At 62.9% G+C, this 17,119-nt stretch carries 13 protein-coding genes; 5 read left to right on the top strand and 8 right to left on the bottom strand.

Annotated features, from left to right (window positions below; genetic code table 11):
- Positions 1–31 precede the first annotated feature (31 nt).
- From ettA to metF, 3 genes are all read left to right on the top strand, one after another.
- The gene (gene ettA / locus IB265_RS10955; RefSeq protein WP_057253423.1) at positions 32–1,681 is read left to right on the top strand and encodes an energy-dependent translational throttle protein EttA; all 1,650 of its coding nucleotides are present in this window, start codon (positions 32–34) and stop codon (positions 1,679–1,681) included.
- Between the two features lie 229 nt (positions 1,682–1,910).
- Positions 1,911–2,930, top strand: coding sequence for a metalloregulator ArsR/SmtB family transcription factor (locus IB265_RS10950; RefSeq protein WP_057254375.1), 1,020 nt, complete (start codon positions 1,911–1,913; stop codon positions 2,928–2,930).
- 2 nt (positions 2,931–2,932) lie between these two features.
- A complete protein-coding gene (metF, locus tag IB265_RS10945; protein WP_057253425.1) occupies positions 2,933–3,883 on the top strand; it encodes a methylenetetrahydrofolate reductase [NAD(P)H] in 951 nt (316 codons plus the stop codon).
- Positions 3,884–4,408: 525 nt separating this feature from the next.
- On the opposite strand, the gene IB265_RS10940 is transcribed toward metF, so the two are convergent.
- The 5 genes from IB265_RS10940 to IB265_RS10920 all read right to left on the bottom strand — a co-directional run bounded on the left by IB265_RS10940 (position 4,409) and on the right by IB265_RS10920 (position 10,309).
- Complete coding sequence (locus tag IB265_RS10940) at positions 4,409–5,347, bottom strand: DMT family transporter (protein WP_057253427.1); 939 nt, start codon at positions 5,345–5,347, stop codon at positions 4,409–4,411.
- A 515-nt stretch (positions 5,348–5,862) separates the two neighbouring features.
- Entirely contained in the window at positions 5,863–7,092 is a 1,230-nt protein-coding gene (locus tag IB265_RS10935) for a lytic murein transglycosylase (protein ID WP_192494778.1), read from the bottom strand.
- Positions 7,093–7,347: 255 nt separating this feature from the next.
- Positions 7,348–8,133 (bottom strand): GH25 family lysozyme, encoded by a 786-nt coding sequence (locus tag IB265_RS10930; protein ID WP_057253431.1) that lies wholly within the window; start codon positions 8,131–8,133, stop codon positions 7,348–7,350.
- 252 nt (positions 8,134–8,385) lie between these two features.
- A complete protein-coding gene (locus IB265_RS10925; RefSeq protein WP_057253433.1) occupies positions 8,386–9,054 on the bottom strand; it encodes a class I SAM-dependent methyltransferase in 669 nt (222 codons plus the stop codon).
- A gap of 4 nt (positions 9,055–9,058) precedes the next feature.
- Positions 9,059–10,309: a DUF3419 family protein gene (locus tag IB265_RS10920; protein WP_112994782.1), complete on the bottom strand. Its 1,251-nt coding sequence runs from the start codon at positions 10,307–10,309 to the stop codon at positions 9,059–9,061.
- Between the two features lie 175 nt (positions 10,310–10,484).
- Between IB265_RS10920 and IB265_RS10915 the strand changes: the two genes are divergently transcribed.
- Positions 10,485–12,035 carry a bifunctional diguanylate cyclase/phosphodiesterase gene (locus tag IB265_RS10915; protein ID WP_082616020.1) on the top strand — a complete coding sequence of 517 codons (1,551 nt, stop codon included), beginning with the start codon at positions 10,485–10,487 and terminating at the stop codon, positions 12,033–12,035.
- Between the two features lie 214 nt (positions 12,036–12,249).
- Positions 12,250–13,602 carry a serine hydrolase gene (locus tag IB265_RS10910; protein WP_057253440.1) on the top strand — a complete coding sequence of 451 codons (1,353 nt, stop codon included), beginning with the start codon at positions 12,250–12,252 and terminating at the stop codon, positions 13,600–13,602.
- A 42-nt stretch (positions 13,603–13,644) separates the two neighbouring features.
- Here the strand turns inward: IB265_RS10910 and IB265_RS10905 are convergent, their stop codons facing one another.
- From IB265_RS10905 to IB265_RS10895, 3 genes are all read right to left on the bottom strand, one after another.
- Positions 13,645–14,691: a lytic transglycosylase domain-containing protein gene (locus IB265_RS10905; RefSeq protein WP_057253442.1), complete on the bottom strand. Its 1,047-nt coding sequence runs from the start codon at positions 14,689–14,691 to the stop codon at positions 13,645–13,647.
- A gap of 116 nt (positions 14,692–14,807) precedes the next feature.
- Positions 14,808–15,443, bottom strand: a complete 636-nt coding sequence (locus tag IB265_RS10900; RefSeq protein ID WP_112994785.1) for a LysE family translocator — start codon at positions 15,441–15,443, stop codon at positions 14,808–14,810.
- Between the two features lie 130 nt (positions 15,444–15,573).
- Positions 15,574–16,791 (bottom strand): pyrophosphate--fructose-6-phosphate 1-phosphotransferase, encoded by a 1,218-nt coding sequence (locus IB265_RS10895; protein ID WP_057253446.1) that lies wholly within the window; start codon positions 16,789–16,791, stop codon positions 15,574–15,576.
- Between the last annotated feature and the right edge of the window lie 328 nt (positions 16,792–17,119).

The raw sequence follows: 17,119 nt of genomic DNA, 5'->3' as shown, positions 1-17,119 counted from the left end.
CAAATTTCCTTTCCCTGCGGAGCATTCCCTTATGGCACGTCAGTTTATCTATCATATGGCCGGACTTAATAAGTCCTACGGCGCGAAGAAGGTTCTCGAGAACGTTCATCTGTCGTTCTACCCGGACGCCAAGATCGGTATCCTCGGCCCGAACGGCGCCGGTAAGTCGACGGTTCTGCGCATCATGGCCGGCCTCGACAAGGAATTCACCGGCGAAGCCTGGGTAGCCGAGGGTGCCACCGTCGGCTATCTGCCGCAGGAGCCGCAGCTTGATCCGACGAAGACGGTGCTTGAGAACGCAATGGAAGGCGTTGCCAAGAAGACCGCGATCGTCGAGCGCTACAACGAACTGATGATGAACTATTCCGACGAGACGGCGGAAGAGGGCGCCAAGCTCCAGGACATCATCGACAGCCAGAACCTCTGGGATCTCGAAAGCCAGGTCGAGATGGCCATGGAAGCGCTGCGCTGCCCGCCGGGTGATGCCGACGTCACCAGCCTTTCCGGCGGTGAAAAGCGCCGTGTGGCTCTCTGCAAGCTGCTGCTCTCGCAGCCGGACCTCTTGCTGCTCGACGAACCGACCAACCATCTCGACGCCGAGACCATCGCCTGGCTCGAAAAGCACCTGCGCGAATATCCCGGCGCCGTGCTGATGATCACCCACGACCGCTACTTCCTCGACAACGTCACCGGCTGGATCCTCGAGCTCGACCGTGGCCGCAGCATTCCCTACGAAGGCAACTACTCGGCCTACCTCGTCGCCAAGGCCAAGCGCATGCAGCAGGAAGGCCGTGAAGAGGCCTCCCGCCAGAAGGCGATCGCCCGCGAACAGGAGTGGATCGCATCGAGCCCCAAGGCCCGCCAGGCCAAGTCCAAGGCGCGTATCCGCTCCTATGACGAACTGGTCAACGCGGCGGAAAACCAGCGTCCGGGCGACGCGCAGATCATCATCCCGGTCGGCGAACGTCTCGGCCAGGTGGTCATCGAGATGGAGGGCGTCACCAAGGGCTACGGCGATCGCCTGCTGATCGACGGCCTGTCGCTCAAGCTGCCGCCGGGCGGCATCGTCGGCATCATCGGCGCGAACGGCGCCGGCAAGACGACGCTCTTCCGCATGATCACCGGCCAGGAGCAGGTCGACAGCGGCTCGATCCGCATCGGCGACACCGTGCATCTCGGTTATGTCGACCAGAGCCGCGATGCGCTCGACGGCAACAAGACCGTGTGGGAAGAAATCTCCGGCGGTGCCGAAGTCATCAAGCTCGGCAAGTACGAGATGAACTCGCGCGCCTATTGCTCGACCTTCAACTTCAAGGGCGGCGACCAGCAGCAGAAGGTCGGCAACCTCTCGGGTGGTCAGCGCAACCGCGTTCACCTCGCCAAGATGCTGAAGGCCGGCGGCAACGTGCTGCTGCTCGACGAACCGACCAACGACCTCGATACCGAGACGCTCGCAGCACTCGAAGTCGCGCTCGAAAACTTCGCCGGCTGCGCCGTTATCATCAGCCACGACCGCATGTTCCTCGACCGCCTGGCAACGCACATCCTCGCCTTTGAAGGCGACAGCCAGGTCGAATGGTTCGAAGGCAACTTCGAAGACTACGAGAAGGACAAGATCCGCCGCCTCGGCCCGGACTCGGTCAACCCGAAGCGCGTCACCTACAAGCGCCTGACGCGCTGATCAGAGCCAAGGCGCCGCATTTCCTTGCGGCGCCCAGTGCATCGCGGCAGCGCCGCGAACGCTGGAACTGAAAGTCTATTGTACGGGAACGGGCGAAGCGCAGGCTCCGCCCGTTTTCCTTTGCATGCCCTGTTCCGCAAGCGTCATTGTTTGGCCTCTCCGCGCAAATCCGCTTGCACCGACCTCGCAAATCACATAAACATATCTTTATGTGTTGATGGGGATCGCGATGGCTGTTCAGAAAGAACTGGGTCTGGATGCGCTGGTGGACGTGCTGAAGGCGGCAGGAGAGCCGACCCGCATGCGTCTCGTCGCCTTGCTTGCCGCCGGCGACCTCACCGTTACCGATCTTACCGAAATTCTCGGGCAATCGCAGCCGCGTATTTCGCGGCACCTGAAGCTGCTTGCCGAAGTCGAGCTCATCGACCGTTATCAGGAAGGCGCCTGGGCCTATTTCCGTCTCAGGCAGGAGGGTGCCCGTGTTGGGCTCGTGCGGGCCATGCTGGCGCCGGCGTCCGCTGACGACGCGGTGCTTTCGCGCGATGCGGCGCGGCTGACCACCCTGAAGAAGGCGAGGGCCGAGAAGGCGCAGGCCTATTTCAGCCGCAACGCCGCCGGCTGGGACGAGCTTCGCCGCCTGCATGTCAGCGAGCGCGATGTCGAGGCGAAGCTGCGCGAGATGGTCGGCGACGAACCGGTCGAGAGCCTGCTCGATCTCGGAACCGGCACCGGGCGCATCCTGCAGCTCTTCGAAGGGCTCTATCGTCGCGGCGTCGGCGTTGATGCCAGCCGCGACATGCTGGCCGTGGCGCGCTCCAATCTCGAACGCGCCGGCATTACCAAGGCGTCAATCCGCCACGGCGATATCTTCAACCTGCCGCTCGACGGGCACGCCTTCGATCTCGTCACCATTCACCAGGTGCTGCATTTCCTCGACGAGCCGGAGGCGGCGATTGCGGAAGCTGCACGCATGCTGATGCCGGGCGGTCGTCTTGTCATCATCGACTTTGCGCCGCACGGGCTCGAGCATCTGCGCGACGAACACGCCCATGCGCGCCTTGGCTTCTCGCATCAGGTAATCTCCGATTGGCTCGCCAAGGCCGGCCTGGTGCTCGAAAAGACCACGGACCTTTCGCCGGAAGGGGCCGAGGAAGAAAAGCTGACGGTGACGATCTGGCTGGCGCGCGACCGGCGCGCCGTGAATGAGAATGAAACGCCGCGGCCGCGCGTCCATGCAGGGGGAGTTTGAGAATGACGGCACAGACGCTTTATCCGGCCGAGCGTGGCAATCTGAGGCTCTCCTTCGAGTACTTCCCCCCCAAGACCGACGAAATGGAAGTGCAACTCTTCCAGACGGCGGGAGATCTTTCCATCTTCGGTCCTGCCTTCGTGACGGTTACCTACGGCGCAGGCGGCTCGACCAAGGCGCGCTCGCTGACGACCGTGCGGCGGATGGTCGAGGAGAAGGGCTTTGCCAATACGGCCGCGCACCTGACCTGCGTCGGCGCACCGAAGGCGGAAGTCGATGCGGTCATCGATGAGTACATCGATTATGGCGTCCGCCATTTCGTGGCGCTGCGCGGCGACCCGCAGGGCGGCATCGGCAGCGCCTATCAGCCGCATCCGGACGGCTATGCGAGCAGCACCGACCTGGTGCGGGCGATCCGCGCGCGGGGCGACGATATCGAGATTTCCGTCTCCTCCTATCCGGAGAAGCATCCGGAGAGCCCTGACGTGGCCGCCGATATCGACATGCTGAAGCGCAAGGTCGATGCCGGAGCCAACCGGGCACTGACCCAGTTCTTTTTCGACAACAACGATTTCGAGCGCTATCTCGAACGGGTGCGCCGCGCCGGTATCAACATTCCGATCGTGCCGGGCATCCTGCCGATCAACAATCTGGCGCAGGTGCAGAAGTTTGCCGGCCTCTGTGGCGCGAGCGTGCCGGAGGCGATCGTCACCCGGCTCGTGCATCTGGAAGACCAGCCGGTCGAGCGTTTCAAGGAGGCGACCCATATCGCTGCCGAGCAGATCGTCGATCTCGCCCGACGCGGTGTTCGCGACTTCCACCTCTACACAATGAACCGTTCGCCGCTGGTGACCGCGGTCCTGGATCTCGTCGGTTTCGAGCAGGTGGCGCTCGAGGCGAACAATGCTCTCGACGAAGCGCCACGGACGAGGGCGGCGGGCGCCGCCGCCTGAACCCAGGATCCGAACCCGATTTCCCGGGCGGAAATACCATCAAAAAGAAAGCGCCTGAAGATCGATCTTCAGGCGCTTTCTTGTTTGTCGCAGCGATTAGACCCTTTGCTCTCTTGGCGGTCTAGTTTGCTTGGTGCTGCAAAATGGATTTCCGGAAATTTAAGTCCCTATTCGGTTTGGACTCTCAGCAGCCGCTCATCAGATGAAGAGCATCGTGGCCACGAATACGAACGCTGCACTGATCATGAGGACATTCAGCGAATGTGTAAGGCCCATGGATGACCCTCCCTGCGTTAACGCGTTAAAACATAGGGCGAAATCACGATGTGTTAAAGCGAAACTTGTGCTGCAGTGCGAAATCCGTGAGGGGGAGCGGCCTTATTCACAGGGCTATAATATTGAGATATTTATCTTTTTCAGGCTGCCACATTTTTTTCACAATCGCTTCCGCAAGGTTAATATAAACGTTTGTAACCGTGCGTGAGCGTTTCAGAAGGGCACGAATTCGGCGGTTCGATTCCCCGTTCAGACGGCACGTTTGAGCCGCAGAATGCGGCCGTCGAGCACGGCGAGCCCAAGGGCGATCAGCGCCATTCCGCCGACATCGGCCGCCTGCAGGGTTTCGCCGAGGAAGAGATAGCCGAGCAGGATCGCGCTTGGCGGCACCAGCAGGGTGACGAGCGAAGCGTTGGTGGCGCCGGCCTCCGCCATGATCCGGAAAAAGAGAATGTATCCATAGGCGGTCGAGACGAACGCGAGGCCGAGGATGGCAAGCGTTGCTTCCATTGGCGGCATCGGCAAGGTCCAGGGCGCATCCGTGAAGGCCGCAACGGGCAGCATCATCAGCGTCGAAGCGGTGAGCTGGCCGGCGGCCGTCACCGGCGGTGCAAGATTTCGGAAGCGCTTGCCGTAGGTTGCCGCAAGGCCATAGCTGACGGCGGCCAGCACCGGAAGGACGAGCGCCCAGAGCGGAACGCCGCTCGTCGTACCGAACAGGCCGGCAACCGCACTCGGCCCGATCAGCACCACGGTACCGGCAAGGCCGAGCAGGCAGCCGGCGATCTTGGCAGAACTCAGCTTCTCGTCCTCGGTCGCCATGTTGGCGATAATGACGGTCCAGACCGGCGTCGTGGCGTTGAGGATCGCCGCCAGGCCGGCGCCGATCTGGGTCTGGCCGAGGAAAATGAAGGCGTGCGGAATGGCGTTGTTGATCAGTCCCATCAGCGCAAATTCACGCCAGCGTCCGGAAAGTGCCTGATACATGCCGAAGCGGCCGCGGATATAGAGATGCAGCGCAAGTGCCGCCAGGCCCAGACGCAGCACCACCAGCGTGAATGGCGGCACATGGGCAACGGCCACGCGGGCGAAGAAGAAGGACCCGCCCCAGATGAGACCGAGCAGGGCGAGCAGCGCCCAGGTTCTGACGCTCATCTGATGGCCGTCGACTGTGGCTCGCGCATTCATGGGTGTGCCTGTCCGTGCTGATTGCATCGTCCGTCAGCCTCGCCCAGGCGGAGAATCGTGATCGTGGCGCAAAAGCTGCGCCCGACATTCCCGGACCGGTTGCGATCTGACGATTATTTCATAGCCCGGCGCCTTCGCCGGGACCACCCGGTTCTTGTCGTATTCGTGAGCAAGGGGGCGTTCGGGCATGGGCGGTCCCATCTGCGGTCGTGGCGCCTGGACCGCAGATACAAGAAACCCCGGAGATCGGTTCCGATCCCCGGGGTGATGCATCCTGCGCACGAGCCACATCGGTGGCCCGAGGTTCACCTAAAGCGCGTCGCGATTTTTCAGATTTGCTCCGTGCGCTTTAAGTTCTTGATATTTCGCATGTCGTTGTCGCAAAACCGCTGCGCACTTTTGCGCGACAGGCTTTAGAGCATTTCACTGTTTCATTGAAACGGCGAATTGCTCCAACTGTTTGAAATTGCGCAATTCCGGACGGAAAACCGTTTCACACTTTTCCTGGAATTGCTCTAGAGCGCGTTCAAGAGTTCCAACGTGGCCCAGCCGTCGGCGGGACGTCCGAGGCGGAGCTGCTCCTTCTGGAGTGCGGCGCGGGTGCCGGAGCCGAGGATGCCGTCGACCTTGCCGACGTCGTGGCCGAGCGTCTGGAGCTTGGTTTGCAGCGCCTTCATGGCGACATCGTCGAGGCCCGGTTCCGGGTTGCCGCCTTCATAGGTCGGCGCGCCGGCGAGGCGGGTTGCGAAGTAGGCGGCCGAGGTCGTGTAGATGAACGACTGGTTCCACTCGAGATAGACGTTGAAGTTCGGGTAGGTCAGGAAGGCCACACCCTTGAGGCCCTGCGGCAGCACCAGCGAGGCTTCGAGATTGCCGTTGGCGGTGTTGCCGTCGCGTGGGCTGACGCCGAGCGCGAACCAGTCCGAAGCCTTCATGCCCGTCTGCAGGCCGGTCTTTTCCCAGGGGAGTTCTTCGGGAACGCTGACTTCCTGGATCCAGGGCTGGCCAGCCTTGAAGCCGAGGCTCTGGATGAACTTGGCCGCGGTCAGGATCGCGTCAGGCGAGCTCTTCTTCAGGTTGACGTGGCCATCGCCGTCGCCATCGACGCCATAGGCGATAATGTCTTCCGGCAGCATCTGCACCTGGCCGATCTCGCCGGCCCAGGCGCCGGTGGTCGTTGCCGGGTCAAGATCGCCGTGCTGGACCATCTCGATGGCCGCGATCAGCTGCGGTCGGAACATTTCCGGGCGGCGGCAGTCGTGCGAGAGCGTCACCAAAGCATTGCGGGTGTTGAAGTCGCCCTGCACGGCACCAAAGTCGGTTTCCATCGCCCAGAAGGCGGTGATGACGGGGGCCGGCACGCCGAATTCCTTCTCGGCGCGGGCGAAGACGTCGGCATATTCCTTCATCTTCTGCTGGCCGATATCGAGGCGCGACTTGCTGACCGTGCGCTTGGAGAACTCGGTGAAGGTCTGCTTGAAGACGCCCTGGGTGCGGTCGCGGCTCAGCACCTTCTGGTCGATCACGGCGCCTGCGAGCGCACGATCGGCGACATCGGCCGGAACACCCTTGGCGACAGCTTCGGCCTTCACGCCCTGAAGAAACGCGCCGAGGTCGCCGCCGCAGGCAGCAGCCGGAGCGGCGCTCTGCGTGCCCGTCTGGGGCGCGGTCTGGGCGAAGGCGGTGGAGGCGGTAAGCGCCAGGAGGGCGACGGAGGCCAGGGCGTGCCGGGTAGTCCGGATCATCATAATTCCTTTCTTTGGCCGCGGGGTGCGGGAGACACCACCACGGGCAGCCAAATTGCTGGATGACCTGCATAACGCCTTAAATCGTCACCGATTTAGGGACAAATCATGCAGCGGTTCAAAAATGTTACAGCGACCTTTGCGCGTCCTTGGAGATGTGCGGGCGCTGTAAATCTGCCTTTGCTCTTCCAGAGCATTATGACCGAAAGAAGAAAATGGGGTGCCTTGCCGCGGTTGCCGGCAAGAATGCCAGTCTTACTTCGGCTGTGAGACTGCTGCGACCCAGTTCTTCCAGTTTTTCGCCGAGCCGGCGAAGGCATTGATATCGGTACTGCCGTCGATGCCCGGGATAACGCCGGTGCTGGTGTACTGCCAGAAGGCCCAGCGGCGCTCGACATAGACGTCTTTCGGGTGCTTGGCGGTCGAGCGCACCCAGAAGTGATAGTCCTTGAACTGGTCGACGAGATTGTCCCGGTGGAAGTCGACCGAGGTGTAGATGATCGGGCGCTTGCCGTAATGGGCTTCGAGGCGATCCATGAAGTGCTTCATCTCGGCGCGGACCTCGCTTGGAGTCGGGCGGTGGCGGCAGGTCTTCGATTCGCCGTTCCATTCGACGTCGAGCACCGGAGGCAGATAGACCGCGCTTTTCGGCACATTGGCGATGAACCAGTCGGCCTGATCGTCGGCGGTCGAGCAGAAATAGTAGAAGTGATAGGGCGCGTAGGGGATGCCGGCGGCACGCGCCCGCTGCCAATATTCGTTGAAGCGCGTGTCGACCCTGTCCTTGCCTTCCGTCGCCTTGATGAAGGCGAAGGAGACGCCCGAATTCTTCACCTTCATCCAGTCGATATCACCATTCCATTTGGAGACGTCGATGCCGTGGATGTTGTGGTGCTGCGGGGTGCGGTCGCCGAAGTTCTGCGGGTCCGTATCCTGGAAGCGCGGCGGGATCGATGCCGTCTGCATCAGGTCGTAATCGGTCGACGAACAGGCGGAAAGGAGGGTGGCAATGGGCAGTAGAGCCAGAAGAAGCCGGCGCATGAGGTACCTGTCTAGAGACGAGCGACGATCCTGCCTCACACGATGGCTTTCATATCGGTGATTTCCCCCGCGAGGCGTGAACCTCATCTTCACCATATCATCGTAAAAATTGGGTTAGCTCAAGCGGGAATTGCAGGTGGGCGGGAGTTCGCCGATTTCTACTCCAACGCGAAATCCCTTTGGTGATTTCGGTGCTCTCTGGCGACGTGAGATAAGGGCGGTCGCCAGCCGACTGCGCGACCGGGTCCCGGTTCAGGCGGCGATTGCGACCGCCGGGCGGTGATAGACCGCAAGCCAGGCGTAGCCGCGACCGATCGCGCGGCGTTCGAGATCGGCGCCGTTTACTCTCGCCTTCTCGCGCAGAACCTCGAAGAGGTTTGCGCGTGGCGTGACATGGAAGCGATCGAGCCAGCCGTGCAGCGCGCGGCGGAAGCTCGCCGGCAGGCGCTCCTGCTGGCCGAAATCGGCGATGTGCAGCGAGCCGCCTGGATTGAGCGCGGCGATGGCCGCATCGATCGCCTTCTGCCAATCGGGGATCATCGACAGCGAATAGGAGATGACGATGCGATCGAAGCCGCGCTCGCCGAAGATGGCGGGGTCGAAATCCGTGGCGTCGGCGACCTGAAGTTCGGCACGACGCTTGCCGCTACGGTTGAGCTTTGCATCGGCGGAGGTCAGCATTTCCGAGGAAATGTCCAGGCCGAAGAGACGGGCCGAAGGGAAGCAGCGGCCGATCAGCGCCAGATTGCGCCCGGTGCCGCAGCCGACTTCGAGCACAGAGGCACCGGGGGCCGGGTTCATCTCCCGGATCAGCGTGTCGCGGCCGAAGAGATAGTACTTCCGCGTCAGATCGTAGAAATGCCGCTGGTAGCGGTACATGTGGTCCATGCGCCGCGCGTGCGAAATCCCGGCCTCACGCATCGGCTCAAGCCTTCTTCCGGTAGATGTGGAAACCACCATAGATGGCGGAGCGGTCTTCGGCGCCGAGCTTGACCGATGCTTCGGCATCGTAGTGCCACTGGTCGAGCAGGGCCGAGGAGACACGGCCGGGCAGGATGCTGTCTTCTGCCGCCGTGCGGAAGATGACGATCGCGCCGGTATCGGCCGTGCGGGTGATCTCGGTCCAGAGATCGTTGAGCTGCTGGTCGGTCATCCAGTCCTGGGCATCGAGCAGGATGTAGCGGTCGACGGAAGCCGCCGGCTTGCTCGCCAGGAGCTCGGTGTAGCTTGCGTGGTGGACCTCGACACGCTCGGCATTGTTGCGGATCGCCTCGTAGGCGCGGGCATTGAGGTAGGGCGGCAGCTCGCCTTCGTGCGGCAGCGGATAGCGGCGCCCAAAGGCCTGCCAGGCGAAGTAGTTTTCCCGCAGCGGAAAGTGACAGGTGAGCTTTTCAAGCCGATGGCGCAGCACGGCGGCGAGCGACTTCTCGCTGCTGAGGCTTGCCAGCTCGTCGAACTGCTGCGGCGGGATGCCAAGCCCGAATAGCGAGCTCTTGCGGCCGGTAATCCAGCGGATGACGGGGCGATCGAAAAGCGGTGCCAGGCGCTCGTCGAAGAATTGCCGCTGCTCGCGCATCGAGCCGGCCTGGACGAATTCTTCCGGGTTGACGCGGTGTAGACGGGCGAGCAGGTGGCTTGCGGCAATGAAGCGGCCGAGCAGGCCGGTGCGATAGATGTTGCGGCCGAAGACGCCGATGCGGCGGCGGCCGGTCAGGTCGCGGCCGTTCCAGTAGCTGCGCGTCGCGGTGTCGAGCTTCGGCGCAATGAAGAGGTCGAAGGCCTGGACGTTGGTGGCCGTGCCCTGGGTCGCCAGGAAACGCGTGACATCCTTGTGGCTCGGCAGGTGGCGAAAGGCCGCGAGCTTGAGGCGGTTCAGCGCGATGTGGTGCGGGTTGAGGTCGACGACGTCGATCTTGCGCGGGCCGGCCGACAGATAGGTCAGCATATTGCAGCCGCCGGAGCCGATGGTGACGATCCGGTGGTCCGGGCCGAGCTGCATCGCTTCCATGTCAACGATCGGATCTTCCCAGATCTGCGGGTAGACAAGACCGGAAAAAAGCAGGCCGAAGAGACGCTCCGAGAGGCCGGCAAGGGAGAAGGTCTTGTGCTGGAGCAGGGCGTTTTTCAGCTTCGGATTTTTTCTGCCAAAGCCGACGTCGGGGGCTAGTTCGGTCATCTCTGCCGCTCATCCAGTTGAAACTTAGCCGCTTCTAAAGTGACTCCGCTACACTTTGATGACGAGGTTTCCACAGCCCCAGAGCGCGCTCGAACGGCCGCCATACAATTTTTCACCCATAAGAAATCATTAAACCCTGGCGTGCTAGCACCGGCTTATATTCGGGGGCGTCGACATGATGTTAGGAACGTTTCTGCCGAAGCCCGAGCAGCGATTTGCGGCTGCCGGCGCGGCATTGGGGGCTCTGGTTTCCGCGGTGTGGCTGGCGACGGAAACCGTGCTCGCAAAACAATCGCATTGGGATGTTCCGGCAATGCTTGCGGCTGGCGCCATGCCGCTCCTCCTCGGCGGATCCTTCTATCGCTGGCGTTACTCGCGCCGCCTCGAACACGAGTTGCATGCAGCCCGCCGCGCCGAGCGGCGCTTGCGCCACGAAGTCCACCGCGACAAGCTCACAGGGCTCGCAAACCGCGCGGCGCTGGAAGCGGACATTCGTCAGGCGCTTTGTGCCGAAGGGCCGGCCTTCGAGCGCAATGCCCTGCTCCTACTTGATCTCGACCGGTTCAAGGCGATCAACGATACGATGGGTCACGATGCCGGCGACCGGCTGCTTGCACTCTTCGGCGCCCGGCTGAGGCGCGCCTTTTCCGGGGAGGCAACCGTCTACCGGCTCGGCGGAGATGAGTTCGTGCTTGCAGCGGCCGATGCCGCGTCACAGGTCGAAGCGGAAATACTCGCAATGCGGGTAAAGGCATTGTTCGAAGCGCCGTTCGATCTTGGCGATGCACGGGTCGCATCCGGCTGCAGCATCGGCATCGCCTTCGTCGAGCGAAGCGATACGGCGACGGGCGACGTGCTGAAGCGTGCGGACCTGGCGCTCTACGAGGCGAAGGCGATGAGCGGCAACAGCCACGCCTTCCACTCGGAAACGCTGACCCACGCCGCCCGGCAGCGGGCGGAGGCCGAGCGCGATGTGGCACGCGGGCTCGAGGACGACGAATTCTTCCTCGAATTCCTGCCGATTGCCGGGACGGCAAGCGGAGCCATCCGCGCTTTCGAGGCGCTGCTGCGCTGGCGGCACCCGCTTCGCGGCGTCATCGGCGCGGAAGCCTTCATAGAGCCGTCTGAGCAGAGCACGAGTGCGCTTTCGCTTGGCTATTGGACACTTCAGGCGGCCTGCACGGAGGCTGCCCGCTGGGCTTCGCCGACCGGACTGACGGTCGCCCCCTTCGCCCCGCAACTCAAGGATCGAGACTTTGTTGCGCAGGTCAGGCAATGCCTCGCCGAGGCGAGCTTGCCGCCGGGACGCCTGACGATCGAGATCACCGGGGACTTTTCGACCGAAGATCTCGCCCTGATTTCCGAAAATCTCCAGGGGTTGCGCGCGCTTGGTGTGCGGATTGTGCTTGGCGGCGGCGCCGGTTCATCCTTGCCCTTGAACCTGATTGCCGAACTGCAGCCCGACCAGGTGACCATCGATCTTACCGCCATCCGGGCGACCCACGGCAGCGAGCGCAGCGTTGCGCTGCTCGCCTGCCTCATCAAGACCGGCCAGGTACTGCGCCTGCCGATCGCCGTGCGCGGCATCGAAAAGCAAAGCGAGATGGATTGCGCGCAGGCAAGCGGCGCCGCGGAAGTCCGCGGTCCGTGGATATCGCCGGCGCTCACGGATGTGGCGGCATTGCCTGAGACAGGCGAAGCGGCGGATTTGCGACGCTCGGCCTAACGCCGCGGGACCAGCACTCCAGGGTCCCCATTCCCCAGAAATTGGAAACTTGCAGTCTGCGGGCTTTTCCTGTCGGCGAAATGCTGGTTCTCTCTGCAACTCGACAGCGACCGCGCGTCCCATCGGACCAGTACCACCGCTGTTTGAATTGCTGCATCTTTCTGTCCTTGGTCGGCAAGACTCCAAGGATATTTGAGACGGCCGGAGGGAACGCATGAGACGCATGTTGAGGATATCAGGTGCGGCGCTGGTGTTGGGTGTCGTCGCGCTGTTCGGTTGGCTCGCGCTCGCGCCGCCGGAATTGCTCAAGGTCGGCGATGGGTACGCCGCGAAGATCGTCTGCTCCAATGTCTTCATTGCGCGACGCGATGCCCAGTCGGTGCTGGCCGATGATGTCCAGGCGCCGGGACACCCCTTGCTGAAGCTGGTGAAGGTTGCCGTCGAACCGGAAAAACAGATGGTGACCGCACGGATCCTCGGCTTTGCAGCGGCGGGCTACGCCGCCTACCGGCCGGGCGCAGGATGCACGAGCCTGCCGGACGGCGGCGGCACGAGCCTGCCGCCGATCACGACCGCGGCGGCTGTGGCGGCGCCGGCTTCCGAAGCACCTTGGCCGGAAGGCGAGGGAGCCGCGATCGATCCCGCCCTGCAGAGACTTATCGAAGATGCCGATCTCGCCGGTCCGGGCGCGCGGGCGATTGCCGTCATTCGCGATGGCCGCCTGGTCGCCGAGAACTATGGTCGGGGCTTTGACCGCTCGACGCCGTTGCTCGGCTGGTCGATGACGAAATCGGTCACGGCGGCGCTGATCGGACTGCGTGTGGCCGAGGGCCGATTGGAAGTGGCGCGTGCCGGGCTCCTGCCGGAGTGGGCGAGCGACGAACGGGCCAGCATCACGCTTGCCGATCTGATGGGCATGCAGAGCGGTCTCGAATTCAACGAGAACTATGGCGACGTCACCGACGTGACGCGCATGCTCTATCTCGAGAAGGACATGGCGGGTTATGCGGCCACCAAACCGCTGACGTCCGATCCCGGCGCGACGTTCAGCTATTCCAGCGGCACGAGCACGTTGCTGTCGCGTATCTGGATGTGGACCTTCGATGATCCAGCGGCCGCACTTGCCTTCCCGCATGACGCGCTGTTTGCGCCCTTGGGCATGAGCAGCGCCGTGCTCGAAACCGATGCGAGCGGCACCTTCGTCGGCTCGTCCTATATGTATGCCACCGCGCAGGACTGGGCGCGCTTCGCGCAGTTCCTATTGCAGGATGGCGTCTGGAAGGGGAGGGCCATGCTGCCGAAGGACTACGTCGCCTTCATGCGCGCGCCGGCCAAGGCTTCAGGTGGCAAATACGGCCAGGGCCAGGTGTGGCTGGAGGAAAACGGCGTGCGCGCCGGTTCCGGCAGTTTCCCGGCGGACGCCTTCTGGATGCTCGGCCATGACGGCCAGGCGATCATGCTGGTGCCTTCGCTGAAGCTCGCGGTGGTCCGGCTGGGGCTCACGCCTTCGAGGCTCGGCTACGACGTACAGAAGCTCAACGCCAAAATAATAGAGGCGCTCGATTGAGCGCCTCATAAAACGGTTCGAATATCAGTAAGCGGGCTTCGCTTACTTCATGCCGAGTTCGTCGAGAAGTCCCTTGCGCTTGGCGTGGTAGTAGTAGCCGCTGGCATAGAGCTTGACCGCGCCGTCGTGCTGGTTGTCGGCCACCATCCAGGCGCCGTGCAGATACTTCGTCGCGTATTTGAGGTTGGTTTCGGCGTCGAACAGGCCCTCCGCCGGACCGTCATAGCCGAGGCCCTTGGCGGTATTGTAGCGGATCTGCATCAGGCCGTAATTGCCCTTGCTGTAGGCGCGCGGATTGTAGTTGCTCTCGCGCTTGACGACGCGGTGAACCAGCTCGACCGGAATATCGTTCAGATCGGCATAATACTTGATCAGCTTGTCGAGGTCGGGACGCGAGCTGGTCGGCGCCTTGGTGAGCTTCATCGAATCCGGAATGACGCTGGCAACGGCTGCGACCGTCGAGCCGATGACACCGGTCTTCGGACGCTCGGTCGGCACGATCATGCGGTTGGCGACCAGCGTTTCGAGACCGACGGGCTCGCCGGTGTCGAAGTCCGATTCCATCGCGGCGGCAACTGCGAGCGTCGAAACCGGAAGATCCTGGACGCGGGCCGTCTTGGTCGCGGCGGGCGAAGCGGCCGCTGCCGCCAGTTGCGTCGCGTCGCCCGACAGCGGGGTTTCGGCGGCGGCGATGGCAGCGGTCGCATTCGTTTGCGCTGTCGGAGCAACCATGGCAAGCGCCATGGAGTCGCCCGGCTTGGCAGCGGGGACCGCGACCATCGAGGGGGCGGCTTCGGCGCCTTGCGCCAGGTCAGCCGCGACCGGATAGGTGACCGCGATGCCCGATGCCTGGGCTGCCGTCTGTGCCATAAGCGCAGCGCTCGTTGCGGTGGCCACACCATCAGGCGTGGGCAGCGCGTAGGCCGTCATTTCAGTGCCGGGCTTTGCGAGCGGGGTGACCGTCTGCACGGCCGTCAGTTCTTCGAGCGACGTGTGCTCTACCGTTGAGCATCCCGAGACGATGGTCGCCGACAGTATAGCTGCCACGCCAAACGTCTGTTTGGTAAGGGAAATACGGTACTTCGCCATTCTGTCACTTTCGTGCTTCTGGGCCCCGTAGCCCCTGCAAATCAGCGGTTGCCAGCCGCCAAGAGTGAATCTCCATTAACCTATGAGGCTGGCGGCGGCAAGCGCGGGCGACATTTTCACGCCGAGGCGCGCTTCATCGTCGCCGTCAGAAGCCCTGCGCCGATGAGCATGGAGCCGCCGGCGCGGTTGACGATGCGGAGAATATTAGGCCGCGAGATCGTGCTGCGCGCCGCGGTCGCAAGGGCCGCGTAGAGGCTGGCATTGACGATCGCGAGCGTCAGGAAAGTGAGCTCGAAAATCGCCATCTGCGTGAAGAGCGGCTGGCTGAGATCCAGGAACTGCGGCAGGAAGGCCACGAAGAAGACGATGCTCTTCGGATTGAGCGCGGTGACCGCATAGGTGTGAAAGAAGATGCGCAGCGGGCGCTCGGTGGGGGTGGTTTCGACGTCGGCATCGCAGCCGGTTGCGACCGGCGTGCGCCAGAGTTTGATGCCGAGCCAGATGAGATAGGCCGCTCCCACCCATTTCAGCACGGTGAAGATCGCCGCCGAGGTCGCCAGCAGCGCACCGAGGCCGAGCATGGAGGCGGTCATCGCGGTGAAGTCGCCGAGCGCGACGCCGGCGACGGTGGCGCCTGCCGTCTTGCGGCCGTGGCCGAGCGCATAGGAAATGACGAGAAGAATGGTGGGGCCGGGAATGGCGAGCAGCACGGCAGAGGCTGCGGCAAAGGCAAACCAATGTTCAAAGGACATGAAAAAGCTCCGCGTTTAACTAGATCTCGGCAATGAATTGGCCGAGCCAGCCATGGAAACGCGGAGCCGTCAATCTTTTAAATCAGGCGTTGTCGGCGGGCGGCATACGCACCCGCCGGGGTTCGCATGGTCAGTGCTTCTGCGCCTGCCACTTTTGGCCTATGACGTCCATCACGTCGCCGAACCACTTGACCGAGGTGTCGAACTGCTTGCCGCCCTTGATGCGCGGGAACTCGATCGTGCGCAGCTTGCCGCCCTGGTCCTCGTCGTGACCGGTGACGCCGGAGACCTTGTTGAGCGCGCTTTCGACGGCGAGGTCGACCATGCTCTGGATCAGGCGCAGGTCGTCGCCGTTGGCCGGTGCGGAGCGGGCGTAGTAGCCGGACTTCTGCACCATTGCGCGCTCGGCGCCGAGCAGTGCTGCGAACTGCTTCGAGAACCAATTGCCGACATTGATCGTGTCGATCTTCACGTGGCCGAAGGCATCGCGCTTGATCGTTTCGCCGGCCGCTTCCCGCTCAGTGACGATCGCATCGAGGCAGGCGCCTTCGCTGACGAACAGCGTCACGAAGCCGGTGCGGTCCATGATCTTACGCAGACGATCGGCCTCGCCCTGCAGATCGAACTTCATCTCCGGCAGGTAGAGACCGTCGATGTTTTTCATCTGCCGGTTCATCATGAAGCCGTCGACGAACTCCTTGTCGTCGATCGTCTGGATATAGGAGCGGGCGGTGGCCGCGGTCAGCCAGCCGCAGTGGCGGCCCATGACCTCATGGACGACCAGCGTGCGCGGTGCGGCGCTCTGCTCGTTGCTGACATTGTCGAAGAAGCGGGCACCGTATTCGGCGGCCGTCCAGGCGCCGAGCGTCTGGCGGATCGGCACGACGTCGTTGTCGACGGTCTTCGGCAGGCCAACCACGGTCAGATTGTAGCCGTTGGCGCCGAGATAGGCGGCAAGGTCGGCCGCGGTCGTGTTGGTGTCGTCGCCACCGATCGTGTGGAGGATCGAGATGCCGTCATTGGCAAGCCGCTCTGCGGCGATGCGCAGCGGGTTCTCGCCATCCTTGACGAGGCCGCGCTTGACGCAGTCGGCCGCGTTGGTGAGCTTGACGCGGCTGTTGCCGATCGGCGAGCCGCCATGGCGGTGCAGGAGATGCGCCTTCTCGCGCATGTCGCGGGTGATCTCGATGCGGTCGCCTAAGAGCACGCCCTGGTAGCCGGAGCGATAGGCGACCAGCTCATATTCGGGCGCGACGTCCGTGTAGCGCTCGATCAGTCCCCCAACGGCAGATGACAGACAGGGCGCGAGCCCGCCGGCCGTCAGCATTGCGACTTTTTTCTTGGCCATGTTTCCTCCTCGGGACTTTGGCATGCGATGGGTGGGGCCTCCATAACGCAAATCGGATGGAAATTAAATGACGGGTCTGTGGATGTTGTGTCGAGCTGCTGCCGAAAGGAGCCATTGAGCGCCGGAATGGCGGGCAGGGCAGGTGCGCGCGGATTGTCGCAGGGCGCGCTGCCCGCGGGCGCGCAGGCTGGCTGTTGCGAACGGTGGAATTGCTGCCTTTTCGGGCCGCGATGACATCTCTTTTTTATTTAATGGCTGTTCCCGCGGGAACAGCTTTCCATCGGCTGACTGTCGCAAGTTCCAATCGATGGATTGACAATAGTGAGGG

It is taken from the genome of Ensifer sp. ENS10, from assembly GCF_014852025.1.
In the GTDB taxonomy this organism is placed as follows: Bacteria; Pseudomonadota; Alphaproteobacteria; order Rhizobiales; family Rhizobiaceae; genus Ensifer.
This window is presented reverse-complemented; position numbering and strand designations above follow the sequence as displayed.